Genomic DNA, 24,285 nt, shown 5'->3' on the forward strand with positions numbered 1-24,285 from the left:
CCCGGCATCAGCCAGCTGCCGCGACCACGGGATTTGCCGCCGTTTGCTCGCGAAACACCGCGGCGCGTGACAGTGACGAATTTTTCACGGACCGGTCGCTCCACGCGATGAAATCCGAGAAGGATGAAGCCCACGACCGGCGCGCGGCGGTCCTGATGCATCCCTCCATCAGCGGAGCGAGCCTCTCGCGATTGCGTGCGACCTCTTCGATTATCCGGGCCATCTCCCTCACCACCTGAGGATCGGAGGGCGCGTTGACGAGTATGCCGTCCTCGCCGTCGGAAATAAGCTCGTCCACTGCGCCGACCTCGGTCGCGATGGGCACGCAGCCGAGCTGCTGCGCCTCGGCTATCATCAGCGGCGCGCCCTCCCACCGGGAAGGCATGACAAGAACGTCGGCCCAGCCCAGCGCCTTGATCAGATCCTTGCTGGCGAAGACCGGCGGGCGCACGTCGACGCCCAGGTCCTTCAGCCGCTCGCTCCAGGAGACCGTCGAGTCGGCGAGGATTTCCCCTCCGATGGCCCGGGCATCGAAGGCGACGTTGGACGCCCGCAGTTCCGCGAGCACTGCCGCCAGCCGGTCGATACCCTTCTGCTGATCGAACCGGCCCATGTAGAGAAGCCGCAACCGGTCGCCCTTGCGCTCGATCCGCCTGACGGTCAGAACCTCCGCCAGGGCCTTGGGCGGTACCGAGAAGCTTGCTCCGTTCGCAACGGCGAAGACTTTTTCGTGCGGGACGCCGTAGCTGTGCAGATATGTCTTGAGCTGTTCGGAGCAGGTCAGGAAAGCATCGTAGCAATGCTCGTGGGCAATGGCCGCGAAGGGCTGGCCGGCGGGCCGCTTGTAGGCCGTGCTGTCCACGACGTGAAGATAGCAGGCGGTGCGCGTGCCTTCGGCGCGCAGTCGCGCGATGAGGGGATGGACGGCCATCACGTGGTTGTTGATGACCAGGTCGAAGCCGGAAAGCTGTCCCTTCAGCGCCTCCCAGTCGACGGAATGCCCCTCGGCGATAAAGTCCTGTCCGAGGAACGAGCCCGACCCTCCCCAGGCCGGAATTCCCGCGTCCCAGAAGTGAATGTAGTCGAAGCTGGAATCGAATTCATCGATCACGTCCATCCGCGACGTGCCGAGCACGAAGAGATGGGTTTCGTAACCCGCCGCCTTCAATTCCCGGGCGGCCGCATAGACGACCTTTTCGGCCCCGCCGAACGAGGCGTTCGGCACCAGCAGCGCCACGGTCCGCTTGCCCTCGCCATGTCCGAGCGGCAGGACCGGCGATCCGCCGACTTCCTTGCGCAGCGCCTTGTAGAGATCGGTGTAGGGCACGAGCCGTGCCGGACGCCAAGTCCAGCGCTTGCCCGCCGTCTCGCGCAAGGGGCTGGTGGCGATCGCGTTGACGCAGTTGATCGTCACCTGCTGGGGCGTGATGAGAGAACGCCGCGGAAGGCTTCTGGGAAAAGGGAAGCGCACTTTCAGGACGGCGGATGTCGGCCATACCTGCTGGCTTGCGATGGAGGAGAACCAGTCCACCGCATTGTTCTGGACCACTTCCTGGATCAGCCTGGTGGAAAGGAAAACGAGATCGGCGGGACCGATTTTCTGTGCGCCCGGCCCATGAACGATCGGCTCGATCTTGCGCTGGGTGGCATCGTTGGCGAGCTGGACGAAAACGACGTTGCTGGTCTCGCTCAGCCGTTCGAGATGGGCAAGCACGTTCGGCAGCATGCGCGAACGCCGCAGAAGGTCGAGGGCCGCGCCGCTTCCGGCGACCAGGAAAGGCGGGAAATGTTCGTTGTCGGGCTCGCCGATATTGCCCCAGAAAGCCGGGATGATGTCGTCGAGACGACGTATCGTCGGTGGTTTGGTGGGGTCGGTGAAGAAGGAGATCGCCGTGTCTTCCGTTCGCGCAAACAGGTAGCGCGGGCACTCCTCATGCTCGAAATCCACCAGCATCGGGCGCTGGAACAAGGGCATGTGGCGCTTGCGCAGAAAGCTCACCGACGTGGCGCGATCCCGGTTGGCCTCCTTGAAGCGGCTCTCCGCCCTCAGCCTGTATTCGAAGATGGTGTCGTGGCAGGGCGTGCCGACGAAACCGTGCTCGATGCAGGACAGCCAGAACTCCCAGTCCTCGAAACCGTTCTGCCTGTCGTCGTTGAAGCGGACACCTTCCTGGAAAACATCGATCGAGATCATCGATCCCGTGTCGCAGATATTGTCGGTGATGCAGTGCACCAGCCGCGAATAGCGGTTGCCGTAGTGGGCGCGCCAGCTTACCGAAAATGTGTCGATATTCGTGTAGACCCACCCGCAGCCACTGGATAAGAGCTGCCGGTAAAGCGTCTCGATGGTGCCGGGAAGGACGCGATTGTCGGCGTCGAGGAAATAGACGGCCTTCGTCTCCGGAAAGCGCTCGAGGACGAAGTCGATGGCGCGATTGCGCGCGCCGCCGGGGCCGGCGTTCCGCCCGAACACGACATGGAGGGACGGATGGGCCGCAGCGTAAAGCAGCAGCTGATCGAATGTCTCGTGCCGTGGATCGCCATCGACCGAGACGATAATGACGATCCGGCAGTTGCCGAGCTTCGAGGCAAGCACCGACTCGATCGCCTCCAGGGCGAGTGCCGCGTGACCGTAAAGGGGCATGGCCACAGCAATCAGGTCCGTTGGCTCCCTGTTACTGGACATCGGCGGCCTCCCTGAATTGTTTGACCATCCGGAAGCCGGACACCTTCAGCCAGGAGAAATCGACCGAGTCCGTGACCGCACGGCTGAGGATCATCAGGTCCATTGGGCCCCGCGCCGGCTCGTCCAGCTGGATGTTGATGTTGACGACCTCGCTGGAGCTGACTTCACGCCATCCGCTGAAGAATGCCGACGGCTTGGCCGCGCCCTTTCGCGCAAGCTCGGCCACTTCGGAACGCGCGTTCGAATTCGACGGTGCGAGCAGGAAGCTGACCGCCGCGGGCTGACCTTCCGGATGATCGATGAAGGCGCTCGCCGAGAAAGATACCGTTCCGGGTTCGATCGCGCGACTGACCGCGCCTGCCGATATGCCGCTCGGCAACGGGTGGCAGACAACGGCATGCTCATGCTCGAGGAAGCGCACCGTCTGGAATTCCGGGACGATCGGCGTGACCGAAACATCGGCGATCTGGCTCAACGTACCGACCGCCAGGCGATAGTCGATTGTGTACTGGCCTTCGAGCAGGCTGCTCGGCGCTATCATGTTGGGCGTTCTGGCGGGCTTGACCCCAGGCAGTCCCGTAAACACCTTGAACGCCAGCGGACGCAGGTCGAGATCCGGATGCGGAAGTTCCGACCGCGCCGAATAGCGCTCGCCGGCGATCGGATAACCGAGCGAAAGCCCGACGGTCTCTGGCCCGGTCGCGGAAATCCTCAGGCGAAGCGTACGCGCGGCCCCTCCGCATGCCCGGGGCAGCGAGAAGAAATTCCAGTTCTGTACGAGTTGCGCATAGGGGACGGTCCATTCGGCGACCCCTTCGCCGCTTTCCAGATAGCTCAATGCCACGACAAGCTCTCCGCTGATCCGAGGCACCGAGTGCAGATGAAGGGCGAACCCGGCCACACCAAGGCTGGATACCGGCAGCAACTGCTCGACAAAGGCGGCGGAAAGCAGTTGCCCGATCCCCTCGTCCTTCGGATCGGCATAGGGATCGTGGGAGAAAATCTCCGAAACCGGCTCCCAGTTTCGTGCCTGGAACGCATCTTCCAGCGCCCGGTAGTTTTCCATCAGCGCCTCGCGTTCCCGGCGCAGGATCGCAAGCTCCGAGCTGATCGAGGCGCTGTACCGGGCAAGCCGGCCGACGCCGCCCTCGGTCAGCGCCCGCAGGAGCGGAAAACTGTCCGACGTATTGACGGGATCGAGCCGCTGTATGGGAACCGCGGGGACCGTCCCCAGCGGCCCAAGCAGCGCCAGACGCTGCTGCAAGTCCGCCTCGCCCTCTTCGGAAAAGGCGACGGCGATCAAGGGAAAAGCATTCTGCAATGTCGCCGGAAGATGGCCATCAACATCGAGGCAAACGACCAGATGGTCGATATCGCTCCCTTCGAAGCACGACCGATCCCGGCTCGATGCCGCGATCAGCTTTCTCGTCACCAGTCGTTTCCCAATGCCGGAAGACGTCAATTCTTGCACGCGCGGCCCCTGAACAATTAGCTCGGAACAAAAAGCAAAGACGCCGAATAATCAGATATTTATTCAAATCATCCGGCACTCATATGGGAAGCCTAACAACTAACATTGCAGTGCACAATAATAAAAATTAGCCACGGCTAAGAAAAATGCTTTGTATATACTTTAAAAATCAAAGTAAAATTACAGACTCATTTCTGCATTGCGCAGAAGTGGCTTCCCGATCAATTTTTCAAGCAGATTCTGTTGGCGATCGAGGCAATCCGTCAGTCGAAAACGCCTCTCGACCGTCCGGCGCGCCGCTGCCCGTATCCCAAAATGGCGTTCCGGATCCTTCAGGGCGCCGAGAATGGCCTCGGCGAGGGCATCCGTATCGAAGAACGGCACCAACAGGCCGTTGCGGCCGGAGCGTATGATCTCCTGGACCGGCGCGGTGTCCGATCCGATGACCAGCGCGCCGCATGCCATCGCCTCCAGCACCGACCACGACAAGACGAACGGATAGGTGAGGTAGAGGTGCGCGGCCGAGATCTGGTAGAGCTGCCGCAGGACCGAATGCGGCACCGCGCCGGGAAAGACGATATTCTCCCGTGGTATGTCCAGCGATTTGAGGAGATGATCCTTCCACGCCCCGCCGCCGGGCGGCGGCACACCATAGCTGACGCCATCTCCTCCGACGAAAACGAACAGGGCATCCGGGCTCTGGCGCACAACCTTGGCGGCGGCCTCCAAGACCTGTGGAAACCCGCGATAGGGCTCAAGGTCGCGCGCGACAAAGGTGACGATGGGGGGGCCACCGGCACTGAGCACTCGTCCGTCCGGAAGGGTGACCGACGTTGTCGGGTCCGGTCGAAACCGCGCCGTATCGATCCCTTCGTGACATACCGAAATGCGCCCCCGGGCGTCGGCGGGATACAGGCTTCTCTGCCAATGGGTCGGACTGATGCCGGCCTCGATGGCCTCAAGGGACAGGAGCTGCGCGATATTGCGCAACCGCAGCCGCTTGCGCGTCTCCAGATCGGGCTGATCCTCGGGCGAGAACCCGATGTCCGCCCCTTCCGACCGGTAGAAGAACTCGCAATACCCTAAGGCGGGCACCTGCGGCAGCACGTCCTTCAGGAACATCATGCTTCCCCACCCGATATGGCCAACGACAATGTCGGGCACCAGCCCCTGCTTTGCCATGGCATCGAGCGTTTCGGCGACGCGATGGCCGATTCGCGCATGGTGATCGGGCGTCCCCATGTGTCGGGCCATATGCGGATCTGCGCGCGGGCCCGATTCCGCCCGATGTCGAACGACACGAACGGATGGGATCTTCTGGTCTATGGTCTCGGTAATGAGGCTGACCTCATTGCCCGCCTGCGCGAGCCGAGCGGCCAAGGCGGCGAATTGACCGAAACCCCGTCGATGAACAAACGCCACATGCATAGCGCCTAGCCCGCCATTGCCGGGTACGCGGCATCGCTCGCCATCTAGACGCCGTACCGCGGACCGCTGCCCCAGGCCAGTTCGAGCTGGTGCAGCGTCTGGAAGGCCGTCTCGAGCATACGCTGGTCCTGGTCGCCCCTGTTCACGGCGCGCTCGTAGGTCATCGCCGCGTCGCGGAGATTTGCCCTGAGCTGCCGGCCCTTTTCCGTCAATTTGATGCGCGCGGACCGCTTGTCGCGCTGGGAGGCAACGCGATCGATGTAGTCGCCGTCACCAAGCTGCTTCAGGTAATAGGAAACGTTGGAGCCGACATAGTGCCCGCGGTCCAGAAGCTCGGCGACCGACAGCTCCGAATCGCCGATTGCCAGCAAAATCATTGCCTGTGCCGGCCCGATATCGTCGACACGAAGCTTGGTCAGCTCCGCACGGATCAGGCCCGAAAAACGCCGGCTCGCCCTCTCCATGAGGCGAGCGAGCTCGAAATATGTAACCTGTTGGAGGTCCACCAACTCGGGGCCCTGGGGAAGGCCGGGTTGCGTTTGTGCTGTCTGGCTCGTTTGAAAACTCAGATCGTCATTCAGTTCCATGGGCAAACTGAACACATCATTTTCTTTCATTCGACTCTCCGTTTCGAGAAAATACTTCAAAACTTGAAGTAATATTCAAATACGCTCATCACCGTCGATCACCATGAGCTTGCACAAGCCCGTCGTTATGTGCCAGATTGATCGAAGCAATACTACACTTAGGCTCAGTTACAACCAAATCTGTCCTCCAACAGATGGATCTAACGTTAACTCGAGGCAAATTTTCATGCGTGATACAGTTCAAAATGAGACAAGAAGCAAGCGAAAAACCGTGGGAGGCCAAAACCAGGACATCTCAGGGTTGCTGATATCCCAGGCGAAACGGGTTTTCTTGTCGGGACTGCTTTATGCGGCGGGGCTCAGCGTTTGCCTGAATCTGCTGCAACTGACGATGCCTCTATTCATGCTGCAAGTTCATGACAGGGTGCTCAACAGCCAAAGCATGGACACGCTTACCATGCTCATCATCCTGGCCATCGGCGCCCTGGTGGTGCTCGGTGTTCTGGAATTCATCCGTGCGCTCTCGTTCCAGGCCATCGGCGGCGCGCTCGTTCGCCGGCTGAACATGCCGGTCCTCGCCGCCGCCGTTCAGGCCTCGGTCGATCAGGGCCTGTCGCGCGCAACCCAGTCGCTTCGGGACATCGCGGAATTGCGAAGTTTCCTCACCTCGTCGGCGGTGAGCGCGCCCCTGGACGCTGCCTGGTCGCCGATTTTTCTCGGCGCGCTTTTCCTTCTGCATCCGCTTTTTGGCCTTATCGGAGCCGTCTCCGTCGCGCTGCTCGTTGGCGGCGGTCTGGTGACATACCTGTTGACGCACCAACTCACCAAGGAAGCGAATCAAACGAATATCGAGGCCGTATCCAGGATTGGCGCTTCGCTGCGACATGCCGAGGCCATCGAGGCGATGGGAATGCTGCCGGCCCTGGCGGCCCGCTGGCGCGCCCTTCAACTGCAGGCTCTCAGTGACTTTGAAACGAGCGGGAGCAGGAGCAAGGCGATGTCGTCCATCACCCGCACCCTGCGCTACTCCATCCAGATCATCACCCTGGCAGCCGGCGCGTATCTGGTGCTGCAGCAGGAAATCACGCCCGGCGCGATGATGGCGTCGAGCATTCTGGTCGGGCGCCTGCTGATTCCCTTCGATTCGATCATCGAGAACTGGCGGCAATGGGTGCTGGCGATTGCCAGCTGGCGTCGCCTCGAAGGGATTCTCAAGACGGACGTCGCAATCCGCCAGACGATGCCCACGCCGCATTCGTCGGGTGACATCGTGGTCGATAAGCTGGTTTACGCAGCCCCGGGGCTGGATGTGCCCATCATCAAGGGGATTTCTTTCTCCCTCTCTCCGGGCGAGGTTCTGGGCGTGGTCGGTCCCTCCGCGGCCGGCAAATCGACCCTCGCGCGCCTGCTTGTCGGCATCTTGCGCCCGACATCCGGCGGCGTCTTCCTCGACGGCAACAATACCTATCTCTGGGAACGCGGCTCGTTCGGCCAGGTGGTCGGCTATCTGCCGCAATCCGTCTCGCTTCTGGAAGGCACGATTCGAGAAAATATCGGGCGAATGGCGGACAGCGATCCCTACAAGGTGCTGGAGGCTGCGCGGCTGGCCGATATCCACGAAATGATCGGGCGCCTGCCCCTCGGCTACGACACACCCGTGGGCGACGGGCACCTCACCCTTTCTGGCGGGCAACGGCAGCGCATAGCGTTGGCGCGCTGCCTCTACAACCAGCCTCGCCTCATCGTGCTCGACGAGCCGAACGCGAACCTGGATTCGATTGGCGAGCGGGCCCTTATCCGTGCCATCCAGCGCGCACGCGACGACGGCGCCATTGTCGTCCTGATCGCTCACAGACCAGCCATCATGCAGGCCGCCGATAAGCTGCTCGTGCTCGAAAACGGCCGCATCACGCAGTTCGGACCGCGAACGGCCGTGGTGACAGCCACGATACCGGGCGAAGCACACCGCGAGGTAGCCGCGATATGACTGAAAAGCCACCCCTTGCCGTCCGTCCCGATCTCTCCGAACGTCGCCTCCAGCGGCATCAGCCGGTATTGCTGGATGTTGGCCCGCCCGACCTGGAGTTCGACCAGTTTGACAACCGTTCGCCGCTCCGTCGTCTTGTCGTTGCGGGGCTCGCCACGATCCTTCTATCCTTCGGTGGATTTTTTGCCTGGGCCTTTTCCGTCGAGCTCAGCAGCGCGACGGTCGCCAACGGCACGGTCATCGTCGATTCGAAACGAAAGACCATCAGCCATTTTGAAGGCGGCGTGATGAGCCGGCTGCTCGTTCAGGAGGGCGACAAGGTTTCCGCCGGCCAGCCGTTGATCGAGCTGGAGGATACGCGGGCCCGTTCCAGCCTGCAGTCGCTCCAGATCCGACGCATCGGCCTCATCGCGAAATTGGCCCGATTGAAAGCCGAGCAGGCTGACATGCTGCAAATCAGCTTTCCCGGTGATTTCGGCGACGCCCAGGACGCCACAGTCGATGATGCCGTCAGGGCCGAGACGATATTTTTCGAAAAACGGCGCGAGACCAAGGTCGGACGCGTCGAGGTCCAGCAGAAGACCATCGAGGAGCACCTCGAACATGCGGCGTCGCTCGACATCCAGATCCAGGCAGCCGACCAGCAAATCGGTTTCATCAAAGAGCACCGGACGGCGACGGAAACGCTGGTGAAGAAAGGCGCTATACCGCGCACGCAACTCATCGAGATCGATTCCAAGCTAAGCGAGCTTGCGAGGGAACGGGGGGAGCTCGTGGGCAACAGGGCCCAGGCCGAAAAAGCGGCAGCAGGCGCACAGCTTGCGCTGACCGGAATTGAAAGCGACTTTCAGTCGACGATTGCCGGCGAAATCACCACGGCGCGCATCGATCTCGCGGATGTCGAAGAGCAGATCACCGCTTCGAAGGACGTGCTGCGGCGTCTCGAGATTCGCTCTCCCCAGGACGGCATCATCAGCAGCATCCTGCTGCGCACCCCCGGCAGCGCGGTCACGCCCGGCCAGCCGTTGCTCGAGATCGTTCCGGAAAATGAGCCGCTGCTGGTCGAGATGCGCGTCAATCCTCGCGACATCGACAGCATCGCCGTCGGCTCGCACACGCAAGTCCGGTTGACGGCCTATAATCAACGCTCCCGCCTGCCTATGGAAGGCGCCATTACATATGTCGCCGCGGACCAGTCGGTGGATGAGAAGTCAAACAGTGCGTTTTTTGTCGCGCGTGCCAAACTCGACCCGTCATCGCTCAAGGCAAACCCGGATGTCCGCCTCTATCCGGGCATGCCCGCCGAAGTGCTGATCATCCACGAGTCACGCCGCGCTATCGACTATATTACCTCCCCCGTCCTCGAGAGTTTCAATCGCGCATTCAGGGAAGACTAGCACTCGGATGGAATCTGAATGCTGCAAACGCAAATTCCTTCAAATCTTTAAGTAATTATAAAGTAAAATACCCAAATTTTACCTCATAAAAGCAACAATTCCCGAAATAATGTGCCAATAGAACTCATATTAGGAAATTTATTTCCCGAGATATGACATTTTAGCTCCAAGATATGCTTGCACCATGCTTTGTTGCAGTGCACAGTCCACGTGCGAAATCGTCGCACCCTGCGCCGAGACGCGTGAATATGAATCCGAAGAGGAGAGGCATATGGCCACATTAGAAGGCGGAGCATACGACGATGCCCTGTTCGGCTCCCGCTTTAACGACTTCATTCGCGCCCATGCGGGCGATGATTTCGTGAGCGGCGGCAACGGGCACGACGTCGTGTTCGGTGGTGAAGGCGACGACCTGCTGTTCGGCGGAAAGGGAAATGATTCCCTGTTCGGCGGCGAGGGCAGCGACTTGCTGAACGGCGAAGACGGCAATGACAACCTCGTCGGCGGCTGGGGTGATGACCTTATGTACGGCGGCAAGGGCAGCGACACACTGCTCGGCGGACATGGAAGCGATCTTCTGTCCGGCGGCAAGGGCGCCGACATCCTTTATGGCGGCGACGGTGCCGACATTATCGATGGCGGTGCCGGCAACGACATCCTGGTAGGCGGTGCTGGCCATGACGTCTTCGTCTTCGACGGCGGTGGCGGGAATGACGTCATTCTCGACTTCAACGCCGGCGAGGATCTGCTGCAGATCTCGAAGGGTATCAATGGCCTCGACGTGTCTTCGCCCGAAGACCTGGCCTCGCGCGTCACACAGGTCGGCGGCAATGTCATCGTGGATCTCGGCCACGGCGACACGCTCACATTGGTCAATGTCGATGCCGACGACATCCATGCCAATCCCGAGAACTACTTCACCGTTCACTGAATATGAACACTGCGCGCCCTGCCTCCTCCCGTGGGGCGCGCAACTCCGATCCAGAGGGGTAGCGCGTGACGTTCGACGAATCGACAGACGCCACTGGCGTTTTCAGAAACGCAAAGATCTTTCGGCTCGGCACGGACCTGGCCGTCCTTGTCTGGGACCTTCCCCCGTCCCTTCCCGCCACCACGAAATGCCTGTTGTCCATGGACCGGTCGCCGGTACCGCTTGTCAGCATGATGCTGCCGCTCGGCAACGGAAGGCACCGTATGTTCTGGGCGATGAGGCCGGAAAAGCAGCCGGTGAGTGTGGGCATCTGCACCGAATACGGCAGCACCGCCGAAACCATCGTGATGCCGCCGGCGCGCGCGCTCGCTCCCCTCGATGTGGAGGCACTGTTCGCGGATCTCGCGCCGGATGCCCGCATCAAGTTCGTCAATAACCTGCTGACCGTATGGCGAAGCGCCTTCCGCATCGCCGGCGACCATCTTTTCAACATGGTGGTGGAGGACGCCCTTCACGCGCTCGTGCCGGAACCGCAGGCGGCCAGCATCGTCTGCCAGATTGCGCAGGGACGCCATCTGATCGAGACGGCTATCAGTCCCGATCTCGGCGACATCACGGCGATCTATGCGATCGGCACAGCTTCGATTGCACGCATGGCCGTAAAAGTCGTCCTCGGACGCAACGCGAAAAACGGCCTGCAATCTTGCCATTTCATCGCAGAGGCGCCTTCCCCTTCCCCTCCGTTTCTCATCGTCCTCCTGAGCAAGAACGGCGCCGCCATTCGCCAGCTTGCTGACGGCAAGCCTCGTTATCCCAGTCTTCAGAGCTGGTGGAGCAAAAACCCCGAGGCGGTGGAACTGCGCGAAATGATTGTCCGTCGACTTGCCACCCTGCCGGAAAGCGGCGCCGCCACGGCGATCGACCTTCAAGTTCGTGCACCCCTTGCCACAAGTCGGATTGCCAAATCGTCGATGCATCCGTCCGGCGAGGTCGATCTCGCTCTGGCGCTTGACGACGGCCTGCTGGCCGGCGGCTGGTTCCATGCGCCGTCATCGGCGTTCGCCGGCATCGACTATGTCAAGGAGGACGGCACGGCGGTGCCGCTCGACGGCAACAGCTACGAATTTCCCGCATGGGCGCAAGGGAAGGATGAGAAGAGCAGGACCGATGTGACCGGCTTCGTCGCCTGGATCCCGCTGTCGGAATCCCCCGGGCCGCTCCTGCAACCGCGATTTCAGATGCGCCTTGCCTCGGGAGCGGTCAGGCCGCTGATACCGGCACCGCAGCCTTTCGAGCCCGCGACACAACGAAACCATCTTCTGCGCGCCGTGCCGCCACAGCATGCGGTCGATGGTGCCTTCCGCACGATCCTCGCCCCTGCCCTGCAGGACATAGAACGGCGACTGGGCAAGACCATAGAGGTCGACAGCACGAAGGACTACAGTCTGTCCGAAACCGCACCCCTCGTTTCGATCGTCGTGCCTCTCTACAAGGTACTTGATTTCCTGCGCTTCCAGCTGTCGGGAATGGCCACCGACCCATGGCTCGTCGCCAATGCGGAGATCATCTTCGTCCTCGATTCCCCGGAAATCCAGGATGAGACGGAGCACATGCTGGGCGGCCTGCACCTTCTGCACGGGCTGTCGATGAAGCTGGTCGTCATGAATCGCAACGGCGGTTATGCGCGCGCCTGCAATGCCGGCGCACGTTTTGCCCGCGGCGCCATATTGGTCATGCTCAATTCGGATGTCGTGCCTTGCGCGCCCGGCTGGCTTCAGATCTTGTCGCGACCGCTGCTGGAAAACAGCAGGCTGGGCGCCATCGGCCCGAAACTGATCTTCGAGGACGGATCGCTGCAGCACGCCGGGCTGTATTTCGGTCGCGACCAGCGCGGAATTTGGCTGAACCACCATTTCCACAAGGGCATGCCTGGCGACTACGCGCCGGCGCAACATGCCCGCGACGTTCCCGGCGTGACCGGCGCTTGCCTCGTGGCCCGCAGGGACACCTACGAGCGAGTCGGCGGCTTCACCGAGGATTACGTGATCGGCGACTACGAGGACAGCGACCTCTGCCTCAAGATCCGTCGGCTCGGGCTGCAGATAGTCTACGAGCCGGCAGCGTGCCTCTATCATTTCGAGCGCCGCTCGATCCGCCGCAGCCAGGACTACATGCGCGGCGTCGCAAGCCAATACAATTCATGGCTCCACACGCAGCGCTGGGACGACGATATCGCCGAACTGATGGCGAACCAATTCGACAGGGACAACGGCCGACCCGCCGCTGCGGGCGCTAGAATTCGGGAAAGGAACGCGGCGTGACTGAGGCGGCACTCCTTAACCCCACCAGGCCGGCCCGGCTGATCGATGAAGACCGTGTTCGCTGGCTCATCGAATCCGTTCGGGAAAACCGTTTTCTGCCGCAACCCGAATCCACCAACGTCTTCGTGGGAGACGGTGATTTTCGCGCGATAGGAGCGGAGTTTCTCGGTTACTTCATCCGCATCGGCGGCCTGCGCGAAGACAGCCGCGTGCTCGACATCGGCTGCGGCATCGGCCGGATGGCCGTGCCGCTCACCCAATATCTCGACCCGCAGGCGAGCCGCTACGACGGCGTCGATCCCGTCGAGGGCGGTATCGGCTGGTGCCAGCGAACGATTACGCCCGCCTACCCCAATTTCGCCTTTCAGCGGCTGGACATCGCGCACGAACTCTACAATCCGGAAGGCAAGGTCAGCGGCAGGACCTTGAGGCTGCCCTTCCCGGATCGTCATTTCGACTTCGTGATCATGACCTCCGTGGTCACTCATCTGCCGCCCGCGGAAATCCTTGTCTACCTCGCCGAGGTCCGCAGGGTCCTCTCACCCGGCGGACGCCTGTTCATGACCGCCTTCGTGGTCGATCGGATCGCGGCGGCAAACGAAAGCGGGCGGCGTGATCCGCGTCTCGCCTTCCGCCGCTATGGCGAAAGTCCGTGCTGGTTCGTACCCAACCAACCGCCGCTTGCCGCGGTGGGTTTCGAAGACGGCTTTCTGGACAAGGCGCTCGAACGGGCGGGCCTCTCCGTCGCTCTGAAATCGCTCGGCCATTGGCGTGGCACCACCGCGAGCCACCATCAGGACTTCATCGTGGCGAAGCGCCGGGGAAATGGTCGATGAGCAAGCGTATCCTGGTGGCAGCCCACAACCATCCGTCCCTTCACCCCGGTGGAACGGAGATATTCGCTCACGACCTGTTTCGCGCCTACCAGCGCGAGGGGCACGAAGCCCTGTTTCTCGGTGCCACCAACCAGATCCACCGCGAAGCCAGACCGGGCACGAGTTTCCAGAGCATCGGCTCGGCGGGAGACGAGGTCCTGCTGTGGTCCGGACACTTCGACCGCTTCTTCATGAGTCAGATCGACCTCTACGGTGTCGTTCCGGATATAACCGACTTGCTGCGCGATTTCCGGCCGGACGTGGTTCACCTCCATCACCTGCTGCTGCTTGGCGCCGAGTTCCCCCACATCGTCCGCCGTACCTTGCCCGACTGCCAGATCGTCATGACGCTGCATGACTACTACCCCATCTGCCACCATGACGGCCTGATGGTCCGCACCGGCAGCAAGGAGCTTTGTCACCAATCCAGCCCGGACCGCTGCCATGGCTGTTTCAAGGACATTCCGCTCGATCGCTTTACCCTGCGCGAACGCCACCTGAAGGCCCTCTTGAGCACGGTTGATCACTTCGTCTCGCCAAGCGCCTTCTTACGCGACCGTTTCGTGCGATGGGGATTGGACGAAGATAAGATCAGCGTCATTCCCAATGGTATTCCCGCCCGAAATGCCGGCGCGCGAAGGGAACTGCTGCAGGGCGGTAAACCGGTCTTCGGATACTTCGGAAATCTCAACCCCTGGAAGGGGGTGACCGTATTGCTCGAGGCTGCGCGCCAGCTTCTCGCCGATGGCCTCGATTTCGAACTCCGCGTCCATGGCGGAGCGCCCTTCCAGAGCGAGGCCTTCGTCGACGAGATCAATCGGCGCTTTTCCGAAACGTCGGAATCCGTGCAGTCCCGAGGCCCCTATCGACGCGAAGACATCGCCGATCTGGTGGCCGCGGTCGATTGCAGCATCGTTCCTTCCGTCTGGTGGGAGAACGCGCCGCTTGTCATTCAGGAGGCCCAGGCTCAAGGCCGGCCGGTCATCGCCAGCAACATCGGCGGGATGGCTGAAATGGTCGAACACGGCGTCAACGGCCTGACCGTCCCGCCCAACGATGTCCGGGCGCTGGCCGCGGCGATGCGGACCATCGTCGAAGAGCCGAACCTGCTGCGCCGGCTTTCCGAAAACGCCCGCAAGCCCGACGACATCGACACGACCGCCCGCCGCTACCTCAAGTGGATGGAGACGGCACAGGTTCAGGCATTGGAGAGCGCATGACCAGTCCCGCTGAACGACCGGATGCCGCATCCGAACAGGACAACGCCAAGCCGATGAACGGCCGGGTGGATGCCGTCGACATGGGCAGGATCTTCGGCTGGGCATTCGACCCGATGGCACCGGATCAACGACTGACCATTCGTGTCCTCCTCGACGGCAAGGTGATTGCCGAGGCCGTTGCCGACCGCAATCGTCCCGACCTGCGGCGCAACGGTATCGGCGACGGCAAACACGCTTTCGAAATCGCACTGCCCGATCCGGTCCACTCTCGGGCGAACGATATCGTCGTCATGGCGCGAAATGGAGCCGGTTCCGAGCAGGCCCTTCGCGTTCCCCAGCCGGACGAACAGGCGGCCGAGGCTCTGATCGCCGCACCGCTGGCGAAAGTGCTCGACAAGCTCGATCTGCTGATGGCGGCGCAGCGGCAGTTGCAGGTCTCGCAGCGCTCGCTGCAGCGCTCACCGGAAATCGATGCCGACAAGACCGAGACCGCCGGCCTGACCGATGTCAGCAATGCCGTCGAAAGCCTCAAGGTTGATATCGGCCAACGGCTGAATGATCTCGATGTCCACCTGATGCGGATGGACGGGGTTGTGGCAGGAATGGAGAAGAACCTGAACGCGTTGCGCAAGCGTGCGAACGGCGAAATAAAGCCCCTGCTGCTGCTGTTGTTCGTTCTCGTGGGATTTGCCGCCGGAGCCAGCCTTGTGCTGGTTGCCAGAATCTGATCGAGGGAGGGCAAGGCGTGCTGGTTACGGAACAATCCCCCGCTGTCACCGGCCCCTCGGCGGGCAGCCATGCGGTAAGCAGGGCAATACGCTCCGGAAGGGTGATCGGCTGCCGTATCGACGAGGCAACCTTGCTGATCATCGGCCTCGGCCGCGTCGCGTCCGGCGATGTGGTGGTCGGCCTCGGCGAGGATCAGGCCGTCACGCGAACCTCGTTCGTCTCGGAATGGCGATTGTCCGCACCCTCGCCGCGGGCCAGGCATGGGTTCGTAGCGCTCCTTCCGGCCGTGGACGCGGACCTCGCCATGACCACGATCCGGTTCGGAGAGGAGGAGACCGGCGCACGCTACATCTTTGCGCCCCGGCTGGCTTCCGCGGAGGAAGCCGCCGCGCTTGTGGTCGAGTCCGCCGGATCTCAGTCAGCCGCCGTCCTCAACCGGCTGGTGGACGCTCTGATGGTCGGCAATGTAAGCCGCCGCCGACTTTTGACGATAACCGCGCTTTTGCAGTCAGCCCATGCCAGCGATGGTTTCATCGAGTTGATTGGCGAGAGCCATGATGGTGCGACGCTCCTGCAGGGCTGGAGCCGCGGCATGGCGCCGGGGCCTTGCCGGGTCTGCGTGGTCGGCAATGTGACACCCGTGGTCGCGGAATGCGGTATCGCCATCTTTCCTCGCCCCGACGCTCCCGACGGCGCCTCGGGTTTCGTCGGCCTTATCGAGGCCAGCCAGGCTGCCCGCGCTCCCGACATCGAGGGGCTGGTCTTTCGGGGACGTGCCGGCTGGCGGTATGTCGCGGTTCATCCCCGAAAACGCATGGCCGGCCCGCTGGAAACGCCGGAACACATCCGTTCGATTCTGCTGCGGACCCAAAGCACTCCGGACGTGCTCCTGTCCCTGCGGGCAGCCGCCAACAGCTTCGAGGGCAAGGAAACCGTCTCCAGCCTGCCCTATCCCGTCCGGATGGGAATAGACAGCACATTTGAGGCCGATGGCGGAAACCTCCTCGTCTGCGGCTGGCTGTATGACCCCGACGGCCACGTCGCAACGGTAAAGCTGCGCCGACGCGATGCTGCGGCTCGCCTCGACGAACGTTGGACGCGCTTCGATCGCCCCGATGTGACGGACAGTTTCGACGAACAGCAGCACTTCACGCCGAACCTTCCGAGCGAACAGCGCGCGCATGGCTTCATCGCCGACGCCCAATTGCCGCATGAAGATCCTGGAGCGCCCCTCTATTTCGAACTCACACTGCACGATGAGCGCCGTGCGTTCCTGCCGGTGAAGCCGACGCGGGTTTCGGCGCGCTCGGCGGTATTGCGCCAGATCGGCTCCATCGATCCCGCGAACTATGCGCTGCCGGCGATCGTCGATTCACAGATTGTGCCGTTCCTCGCGCGATCCGGAAGGTCGATACCTGTCATCGAGACAATTCTGGATGCCGGCCCATTCGATGAGGAAGACAGCCCGCCGATCGTCATCGGCGCCGGAGAGAGCGCGGAGGATATTTCCCCGCTGCTGGCCTTGCTGGCGCTCGATCCGGAGACCCGGCGCGTGCCGATCGTGATCGCCATGCCGGCGGAGCGCTTCCGCAGGCAGGGTGCCCGCCTCAGGGAGCTCGCACGGTTCTATGGCCTTTCGATCAGGCTCGTGTCGGCGAAGGGAACAGGCGACACTTACGACATGCTGGAAGCCGGCACGCAAGCACTCTCCTGCGAGACGGTCGTGTCGCTTTCCGCCTCACTGATCCCGCGCGGGACGGGCTGGTACGGCAAGCTCCTGGCCACGGCCGCGACGCTGAAGGGGAGCATTGTCTCGCCCGTCCTGGCTTACGAGGACCATTCCATCCGCTGGGCGGGGAGCTGGATCGATGACGGCAACGGCGACGAACCCGTCGTGGGCCGCTATGCCGGATATCCGCTCAAGGCGGTTATCGACATGAAGCTGACCCGCATCGCGGCGGCCTCGCTCGAGTGCTGCGTCATGCCCCGCAACGCCCTGTCGCGTGTGGGCGGCTTTTCGGGCGGTTATCTGGGTGCGCAGGAAAAAGGGCTGGATCTCGGCCTTCGTCTCAGCCGCTCCGGGTTTGACTCCCATGTGCTGCCGTCGGTGCAGATGTGGGGCTGCGACGACGCACGCCACGGTGACAGCCCGGCGATAACCGCCCTGGTGGAAGAGATCGATCGAAAGATCTTCAGGAGCCAGTGGCTGCCTATCCTTACCGTTGAAAAGCACCCGGAAAAGAGGCCCGCATGAACGAGCAGCTTCGCGTCCTTGTCGTCTCGCATGCGCATCCGACGGTATCGCTCGGCGGGGCGGAAATCGCATCTCACAGCCTGCATCGCGGCCTGAACGCGCTGCCGAACGTGCAGTCGGTTTATCTCGCCCGGGTCGGCCATCCGGTCCCGCGGCATGCCTCGTCCGCGCTGATGAGCCTTCGCCTTGCCGAGGATGAGTTGCTGTTCCACGCGGACGACTACGACCACTTCTTCTTGTCCAACGGCGATACCCAGGCGATCAGCCGGGACCTGTTGCGTTTCGCGCGCGATCTGAGGCCGCATGTCATCCATTTCCATCATGTTCTCGGCATCGGCCTCGAAGCCCTCTACGCCCTGAGGGAGGCGTTTCCGCACGCAGCCATCGTCGTCACGTTCCACGAATACCTGTCGATCTGCCATAATCACGGGCAGATGGTGAAACGGCCGTCCGGCCAGCTCTGCGAAACGGCATCCCCGGCCGCCTGCCACGGCTGCTTTCCCGACATTCCCGTCTCGCGCTTCCTGAAGCGGGAGCTGTTTGCGCGCGGAATGCTCGGCCTTGCCGACGCCTTCGTCTCCCCCAGCCGGTTTCTGGCGGAACGTTATGCCGCATGGGGCATCGAAAAGGACAAGCTCAGCGTGATCGAAAACGGCATCGCCCTGGAAACGGCTGCCCCCGCGCGAGAAACGCAAGGTCCCAACCCGCGCCGCAACCGCTTCGCCTATTTCGGGCAGATGACGCCGTTCAAGGGCGCCGACGTCCTGGTCGACGCCGTCTCGCGCATCCCGAAGGAGATATGGGGCGAAGATTCCTGCCTGATGATCTTCGGCGGCAATCTCGAGCGGCAGCCGGTCGAATTCCAGGAGCGGATGAAGAAACTCATCGCGGACGCAGGCGACCGCGTCCGTTTCTACGGCGCTTACCAGAACGCGGATGTGCCGCGTCTCATGCGTTCGGTCGACTGGGTGGTCCTGCCCTCCGTCTGGTGGGAAAACTCGCCCGTCGTGATCCAGGAGGCCCTGCTCCATCGCAGGCCGATGATCTCGTCCGATATCGGCGGGATGGCCGAGAAGGTGCGTGACGGAAAGGACGGCCTGCACTTTCGCGCGGGCAGCAGCCAGGATCTCGCGGATCGCATCGTCGAGGTCCTGGGTGACAGCCAGATCTGGAAGCGCCTGCGAGGCTCCATGCGACAACCCGCCGACCGCCTCGCCTGCGCGCAGGAACACGTCAAGCTCTATCGCGCATTGCTGCGGAGGAAGCTCGACGCCGCGATGACCGAAAGCCCCGCACTTCTCTCGCACTCGCTTTAGCGACACTCGTCTGGTTGAGCGCCGAAGCGCTTCGACCGGGAGGGGATAATCGGCCAAACCTCTGAGCTGCCGGCCGCAAGGTCGCTCGGAGGCTCCCTCCAGGCGGACGAAAGCCCGCAAGGCGTTCATCCGCGGCTAGTTTGGAACAGGCGTGCTGCCGGCAATCAACAACGCCGGGCCTGAAACGGGCCGTCATTGTTCGGCAAGACCGTCTTGCCGAACGGGTTCGGCGACATTCGGATCACGAATGCGCGGCGGCGTCAGCCCTCGGGGCGCCGTGCGATACGGCCGTCAAGCTCCGCCATCCGGCGGGCGAAACCGGCATTGTCCGGCTGGCATGTCATGGCGTCCACAAGCATGGTCCGCGCCGCCGCAAGCTCACCGTCGCGGATGTGGCGGTTGGCCCGATGATAGAGGAAGTTTGCCCGCTCGACCGGAGAGAAAGACGAGCCGAACTGTGCATGAAACCGGTCGGCCCAGGCCCGATGCCGGGCGATTGCCGTCACGGCGATCTGATAGGGCCGCATCGGCGCCATGACCCGGGCCTCGCGGGCCAGAGCGCGCAGCCCCGGAAGATCGTCTTTGCGGCAGGCGTCGATCAGCGACAGGGCGCGTGCCGTTCCCGTGAACGCCCGGACGGTGCCATGGCCTGTCATGTGAACCGGCACGAGCTGCGTCCCCTTCTGCAGCGTCGCGATATGAACCGCATGCCGGCGATCGACGGCGTGGAACGGATCGAAGAAGAGATAGGCCCGGCCGGCTGCCTGATCCGGCGCGATCCCCATATGGGCGTGGAGGTCGGGCGAGAAATGCCGCGCAAACCTGCCGTCGAAAGGAACGGCCTTCGGATCGATCGAGACCTGAGGGCAAAAGGCTATGGCAACGGTGGCGTTGAAGCGCCTTCGGTACCGCAAGGCGGCGTAGCCGCCCTGCGAGTGGCCGTAGAGGATCCGCTCCGGTGCTGCGGCAAGGATGGGCGCGGCCGCCTCGACAGCCTTGACGACGCTCGCCGCCGGAAACCAGTTCGGCCGTCTGCTGATGAAGCCAAGCGCCGAAATGCCAGCCTTCTCGCAGAACCGCTGCCCCCAGAAACGACTGCCATTCGCCTTCATCTCCATCTCGTTGAAGGTGACGAGAAGATAGGGAGATGATCCCGGACGATGTATCACCTCCAAATTTTCATCTGAAAATACAAGCATGCGGCGACCCATCATAAAATACGAAATAAAATATACTTCAATATTCGAAATATACTTTCCATCATGAAAATATGCGGAAAAACAAGCCTGAAATCAACTCCGGATTCATATCTTTACTGGACGATATATTTCTTCGTCGCTGACCAGGAGCAATGGGAAAGACCCATTCAGTTTGCAAGGTATTGCCCATGTCCGGCGTGGACCCATGACGCGCCATCTGCGAGCGCGGTTTACTTGGAAGGGAGAGACAGGCTTGGTATCAACGCGACCGGCCCCACGTGGGGCTTTGATGGGATCGCAGGGAAATTTGGTTGCGGGGGGCTCGCAACATCCGATTCCTGCTATTGGTCGAGCGGCAAATTCCAAAGCTGGCGGCGCGGAAATCATCCCTTCGCCTTGAAGGGATGTGATCGGGCGGCAGGCGGTTGTCTCCAACCGTGGAAAAACGGCCATAAACGCTATCGGCGCTCAACAACCAAGCGAGCAATTTCTCACTCTGATATTGCGCTTACTTCGCTCCAGCCCGAGACCGCTTTGGGTTCAAGGAATTCCTCGATGCCCCAGACGCCGCCTTCTCGCGCCCGGCCCGAAGCCTTTACGCCTCCGAACGGTGCACCGGCGGCGCGCGACACGCCGTTCATCTCGACCATGCCCGACTTGAGCCTGCGCGCCACGCGGTTTCGTCGCTCACCGTCCTGCGTCTGTACGAAGTTGCTCAGGCCGTATGGCGTGTCGTTGGCTATCGCGATCGCCTCTTCTTCCGTATCGAAAGGAATGATCGACAGAACCGGCCCGAATACCTCTTCGCGCGCGATCGTCATGTTGTTGTCGACGTCGGCGAAGATGGTCGGGCGCACGAAATAACCACGGTTCAGCCCGGAAGGACGGCCGGGGCCGCCGGCGACGAGACGTGCGCCCTCCTCGATCCCCTTTCGGATCAGGTCCTGAACTCTGGAATACTGGGTATCGGAGACCAGAGGGCCGATATGCGCCCCATGCTTGTCAGCCACATCGATGGCAAGGGCCTCCGCGACCGACTTCGCTGTTTCGACTGCGTCATCGTAGATGGAGCGCTGAACCAGCATGCGTGTCGGCGCATTGCAGCTCTGGCCCGTATTGTTGAAGCAATGAGCGGCACCGCGCCGGACCGCATCACCATCGGCGTCTTCGAAGATGATGTTGGCGCCCTTGCCGCCAAGCTCAAGTGCAACACGCTTCAATGTTTCCGCGGCGACCTTCGAGATCGCCTTGCCTGCCCGTGTGGAGCCGGTGAAGCTTATCATCTCGATGTCGGGGTGTGCCGACAACCGCGTGCCGACGCCCGGACCGTCGCCGTTGACAAGATTGAAGACGCCGGCGGGTATGCCGGCCTCGTCGGCAAATTCCGCAAAGAGCATCGACGACAACGGCGCGACCTCCGACGGCTTGAGCACCAGGGTGCATCCGGCCAGCAGAGCGGGCGTCACCTTGAGAGTGACCTGGTTCATCGGCCAGTTCCATGGGGTGATCAGGCCAACGACGCCGATCGGATCCATGACGATCCGGTTGTCCGGCGCATGGTCGCCTAACGGCCTGACGAACTTGAAATCCCGAAACGCGGTTATGAAATTCGTCATGTGCCAGGCGCCCGCCCCTACCTGGCTCCTGAGGGCCATGTCGATCGGCGCACCCATTTCCTGCGAAATGGTGCGGGCCATTTCCTCGGCCCGGCGTTTGTAGATTTCTAGCAGGCACTCGACTTTCGCCAGGCGCTCGCCCGGCGCGGTGTTCGACCAGCCGTCGAAGGCACGTTTGGCAGCATCGACGGCCAAGTCCGTATCCTTGTCGGTGCCGAGCGAAATGACGGCAAATGCCTCCTCGGTGGAAGGATTGATCACTTCGAGGTCTTTCGCCTCAACCGGATCAGTCCATCGACCATCGATATAGAACTTGCGTTTATCGAGCATGATTATCCCTGTCCTGTTGTGATGCCTGAGATTTCGGTTGGCCGCATCTAGTCCGCGTCCAGTACCAGATGTCCGGGGGCCACTTCCCTGTAAACCGATGGCTGCACGACATGATCCTGGGGATGGATCGGCGAATGCAGCGGATGATAACTCGCCGGGCCGCGCAGGGTCCTGCGGGTGGGATCGGCGACAGGCACGGCCGCAAGCAAGGCCTGCGTATAGGGATGCTGCGGCCTTTCGAAAATTGCCGCACGGGGGCCGATCTCGACAATCCGCCCCAGATACATGACGGCAACCCGGTGACTGATGCGTTCGACCACGGACATGTCGTGACTGATGAACAGGAACGAGATCCCGAGATCCCTCTGAAGCTCCATCAGAAGGTTGAGAACCTGTGCCTGCACCGAAACGTCGAGCGCCGAAACCGCCTCATCGGCGACGATCAACTTCGGATTGAGCGCCAGTGCTCGCGCAATCGCGATACGCTGGCGCTGCCCGCCGGAAAGTTCGTGCGCATAACGGTGGAGGAACGATGAGGGTAGCTGTACCCGTTCGAACAACTCGATGACGCGCTGGTGCAGCGCGTTTCCGGACAGCAGCCCGTAATTTCGTAGCGGTTCGGCCACCTGGTCGAACAGCCGCATCTGCGGATTGAGGCTCGCATAGGGATCCTGGAACACCATCTGCATCTGGCGTCGCGTCGCATGAAGGTCGTGGCTCGACTGCGCGAGGACATCGAGACCGTCAAGCCACACCTGGCCGGACGTGGGCTGGACGAGCCTGAGAATCGACCGGCCGCATGTCGATTTTCCGCAGCCGGATTCCCCAACGATGCTGAGCGTCTGGCCCCGATGCAGCGAGAAACTCACATCCTCGACCGCATGGACATTGGCCGTGATCCTGCGCATCAGCCCCTTGCGGACGGCGAAACGAGTGGTCAGGTTCCTGACCTCGAGAAGAACGGCGGGATCTTCCGTGACACGCGGCGGCGCGCGCTCCAGCGAGGGGTCGGCGGTGGCGCCGGTGGCGGCAAGCACCCGCATCGGCTCCGGTTCGGTGGTCCCACGCATTTCACCCAGCCTCGGAACGGCCGCAAGCAGCGCACGCGTATAGGGATGAGTGGCCGCGGTGAAGATCTCCTCGACGGCCCCTTCTTCCACCTTCTCACCGCGATACATGACCACCACCCGGTCCGCCATCTGCGCAACGACCGACATGTCATGGGTGATAAACAGAACGGACGCGCCGGTTTCGCGCTTCAGGCGATCGATCAGTGTCAGGATCTCCGCCTGGATGGTCACGTCCAGCGCCGTCGTCGGCTCGTCGCAGATCAGCAGACGCGGCTCGCATGCCATGGCCATTGCAATCACGATGCGCTGGCGCATGCCACCGGACAGCTCGTGCGGATATTGTTGTATGCGCCGTTCGGGTTCGCTGATCTGCATCTGGCGCAGCAGATCGAGTGCCTTGTTGCGGGCAGCGGAATAAGCGAGCGACCGGTGGGCCATTATGACCTCGACCAGCTGCCGCCCGATCGTGAAGACCGGATTGAGAGCGGTCATCGGCTCCTGGAAAACCATGCCGATCTGGTTGCCGCGTATGGTTCGCATGGTCACAGCATCGGCCTCGGCCAGATTGATCCGCTGGCCGTTGGCCTGCTGGAACTGCAAGCGACCGGAAGCGATGCGGCCGCCACCGAATTCCACCAGCCTCATCAGCGAAAGAGCCGAGACGGATTTCCCCGAGCCGGACTCGCCGACGACGCAGACACATTCGCCCGGCATGATATCGAAACTGACATCATGCACACCGACGATCCGGCCGCGATCGCTTTCGAACTCGACCCGCAGATTTTCGACCGAGACAAGCGGTTCGGGTGTGCTTTGCACGGGCGATCTCAAGGCGTTGGACATTTCGGACATCAAATCTCCCGGTCGC

General features: G+C 62.1%; 16 protein-coding genes. 9 read left to right on the forward strand and 7 right to left on the reverse strand.

Annotated elements, in window-relative coordinates; all coding sequences use genetic code 11:
• Nucleotides 1–7: 7 nt before the first annotated feature.
• The 4 genes from ACSQ8R_RS16695 to ACSQ8R_RS16710 form a co-directional block, all read right to left on the reverse strand.
• A complete protein-coding gene (locus ACSQ8R_RS16695) occupies nucleotides 8–2,686 on the reverse strand; it encodes a glycosyltransferase (protein WP_436254417.1) in 2,679 nt (892 codons plus the stop codon).
• The gene (locus ACSQ8R_RS16700) at nucleotides 2,676–4,157 is read right to left on the reverse strand and encodes a DUF6212 domain-containing protein (RefSeq protein ID WP_436254418.1); all 1,482 of its coding nucleotides are present in this window, start codon (nucleotides 4,155–4,157) and stop codon (nucleotides 2,676–2,678) included. The genes ACSQ8R_RS16695 and ACSQ8R_RS16700 overlap by 11 nt, the downstream gene beginning before the upstream one ends.
• A 180-nt stretch (nucleotides 4,158–4,337) precedes the next feature.
• Nucleotides 4,338–5,585, reverse strand: coding sequence for a glycosyltransferase family 4 protein (locus tag ACSQ8R_RS16705; RefSeq protein WP_436254419.1), 1,248 nt, complete (start codon nucleotides 5,583–5,585; stop codon nucleotides 4,338–4,340).
• A gap of 44 nt (nucleotides 5,586–5,629) precedes the next feature.
• Complete coding sequence (locus ACSQ8R_RS16710) at nucleotides 5,630–6,202, reverse strand: MarR family winged helix-turn-helix transcriptional regulator (RefSeq protein ID WP_436254420.1); 573 nt, start codon at nucleotides 6,200–6,202, stop codon at nucleotides 5,630–5,632.
• Between the two features lie 196 nt (nucleotides 6,203–6,398).
• Here ACSQ8R_RS16710 and ACSQ8R_RS16715 point away from each other — a divergent pair, with 196 nt between their 5' ends.
• From ACSQ8R_RS16715 to ACSQ8R_RS16755, 9 genes are all read left to right on the forward strand, one after another.
• A complete protein-coding gene (locus ACSQ8R_RS16715; protein ID WP_436254421.1) occupies nucleotides 6,399–8,159 on the forward strand; it encodes a type I secretion system permease/ATPase in 1,761 nt (586 codons plus the stop codon).
• A complete protein-coding gene (locus tag ACSQ8R_RS16720) occupies nucleotides 8,156–9,556 on the forward strand; it encodes an HlyD family type I secretion periplasmic adaptor subunit (protein WP_436254422.1) in 1,401 nt (466 codons plus the stop codon). Before ACSQ8R_RS16715 ends, ACSQ8R_RS16720 begins: the two co-directional genes overlap by 4 nt.
• A 271-nt stretch (nucleotides 9,557–9,827) precedes the next feature.
• Nucleotides 9,828–10,487, forward strand: a complete 660-nt coding sequence (locus ACSQ8R_RS16725) for a calcium-binding protein (protein WP_436254423.1) — start codon at nucleotides 9,828–9,830, stop codon at nucleotides 10,485–10,487.
• Nucleotides 10,488–10,552: 65 nt separating this feature from the next.
• Nucleotides 10,553–12,808, forward strand: a complete 2,256-nt coding sequence (locus ACSQ8R_RS16730; RefSeq protein ID WP_436254424.1) for a glycosyltransferase family 2 protein — start codon at nucleotides 10,553–10,555, stop codon at nucleotides 12,806–12,808.
• Complete coding sequence (locus ACSQ8R_RS16735) at nucleotides 12,805–13,644, forward strand: class I SAM-dependent methyltransferase (protein ID WP_436254425.1); 840 nt, start codon at nucleotides 12,805–12,807, stop codon at nucleotides 13,642–13,644. Before ACSQ8R_RS16730 ends, ACSQ8R_RS16735 begins: the two co-directional genes overlap by 4 nt.
• Nucleotides 13,641–14,903, forward strand: coding sequence for a glycosyltransferase family 4 protein (locus tag ACSQ8R_RS16740; protein WP_436254426.1), 1,263 nt, complete (start codon nucleotides 13,641–13,643; stop codon nucleotides 14,901–14,903). Before ACSQ8R_RS16735 ends, ACSQ8R_RS16740 begins: the two co-directional genes overlap by 4 nt.
• A complete protein-coding gene (locus ACSQ8R_RS16745) occupies nucleotides 14,900–15,631 on the forward strand; it encodes a hypothetical protein (protein WP_436254427.1) in 732 nt (243 codons plus the stop codon). The genes ACSQ8R_RS16740 and ACSQ8R_RS16745 overlap by 4 nt, the downstream gene beginning before the upstream one ends.
• A 17-nt stretch (nucleotides 15,632–15,648) precedes the next feature.
• A complete protein-coding gene (locus tag ACSQ8R_RS16750) occupies nucleotides 15,649–17,886 on the forward strand; it encodes a glycosyltransferase family 2 protein (RefSeq protein ID WP_436254428.1) in 2,238 nt (745 codons plus the stop codon).
• Entirely contained in the window at nucleotides 17,883–19,202 is a 1,320-nt protein-coding gene (locus ACSQ8R_RS16755) for a glycosyltransferase family 4 protein (RefSeq protein WP_436254429.1), read from the forward strand. Before ACSQ8R_RS16750 ends, ACSQ8R_RS16755 begins: the two co-directional genes overlap by 4 nt.
• Nucleotides 19,203–19,462: 260 nt before the next feature.
• Here ACSQ8R_RS16755 and ACSQ8R_RS16760 read toward each other — a convergent pair whose 3' ends face one another.
• From ACSQ8R_RS16760 to ACSQ8R_RS16770, 3 genes are all read right to left on the reverse strand, one after another.
• Nucleotides 19,463–20,401, reverse strand: a complete 939-nt coding sequence (locus ACSQ8R_RS16760; protein ID WP_436254430.1) for a hypothetical protein — start codon at nucleotides 20,399–20,401, stop codon at nucleotides 19,463–19,465.
• 491 nt (nucleotides 20,402–20,892) lie between these two features.
• The gene (locus ACSQ8R_RS16765) at nucleotides 20,893–22,347 is read right to left on the reverse strand and encodes an aldehyde dehydrogenase family protein (RefSeq protein ID WP_436254431.1); all 1,455 of its coding nucleotides are present in this window, start codon (nucleotides 22,345–22,347) and stop codon (nucleotides 20,893–20,895) included.
• A 47-nt stretch (nucleotides 22,348–22,394) separates the two neighbouring features.
• On the reverse strand, nucleotides 22,395–24,269 hold the full coding sequence (locus tag ACSQ8R_RS16770; protein ID WP_436254432.1) for an ABC transporter ATP-binding protein: 1,875 nt from the start codon (nucleotides 24,267–24,269) through the stop codon (nucleotides 22,395–22,397).
• Nucleotides 24,270–24,285 lie beyond the last annotated feature (16 nt).

Source organism: Neorhizobium sp. LjRoot104 (assembly GCF_964253725.1).
Lineage (GTDB): Bacteria > Pseudomonadota > Alphaproteobacteria > Rhizobiales > Rhizobiaceae > Neorhizobium.

Coding starts and splice junctions, on each gene's coding strand:
- ACSQ8R_RS16695 (WP_436254417.1), bottom strand. CDS start 2,686: ATGTCCAGTAACAGGGAGCCAACGGACCTGATTGCTGTGGCCATGCCC.
- ACSQ8R_RS16705 (WP_436254419.1), bottom strand. CDS start 5,585: ATGCATGTGGCGTTTGTTCATCGACGGGGTTTCGGTCAATTCGCCGCC.
- ACSQ8R_RS16710 (WP_436254420.1), bottom strand. CDS start 6,202: ATGAAAGAAAATGATGTGTTCAGTTTGCCCATGGAACTGAATGACGAT.
- ACSQ8R_RS16715 (WP_436254421.1), top strand. CDS start 6,399: ATGCGTGATACAGTTCAAAATGAGACAAGAAGCAAGCGAAAAACCGTG.
- ACSQ8R_RS16720 (WP_436254422.1), top strand. CDS start 8,156: ATGACTGAAAAGCCACCCCTTGCCGTCCGTCCCGATCTCTCCGAACGT.
- ACSQ8R_RS16725 (WP_436254423.1), top strand. CDS start 9,828: ATGGCCACATTAGAAGGCGGAGCATACGACGATGCCCTGTTCGGCTCC.
- ACSQ8R_RS16740 (WP_436254426.1), top strand. CDS start 13,641: ATGAGCAAGCGTATCCTGGTGGCAGCCCACAACCATCCGTCCCTTCAC.
- ACSQ8R_RS16745 (WP_436254427.1), top strand. CDS start 14,900: ATGACCAGTCCCGCTGAACGACCGGATGCCGCATCCGAACAGGACAAC.
- ACSQ8R_RS16755 (WP_436254429.1), top strand. CDS start 17,883: ATGAACGAGCAGCTTCGCGTCCTTGTCGTCTCGCATGCGCATCCGACG.
- ACSQ8R_RS16760 (WP_436254430.1), bottom strand. CDS start 20,401: ATGCTTGTATTTTCAGATGAAAATTTGGAGGTGATACATCGTCCGGGA.
- ACSQ8R_RS16765 (WP_436254431.1), bottom strand. CDS start 22,347: ATGCTCGATAAACGCAAGTTCTATATCGATGGTCGATGGACTGATCCG.
- ACSQ8R_RS16770 (WP_436254432.1), bottom strand. CDS start 24,269: ATGTCCGAAATGTCCAACGCCTTGAGATCGCCCGTGCAAAGCACACCC.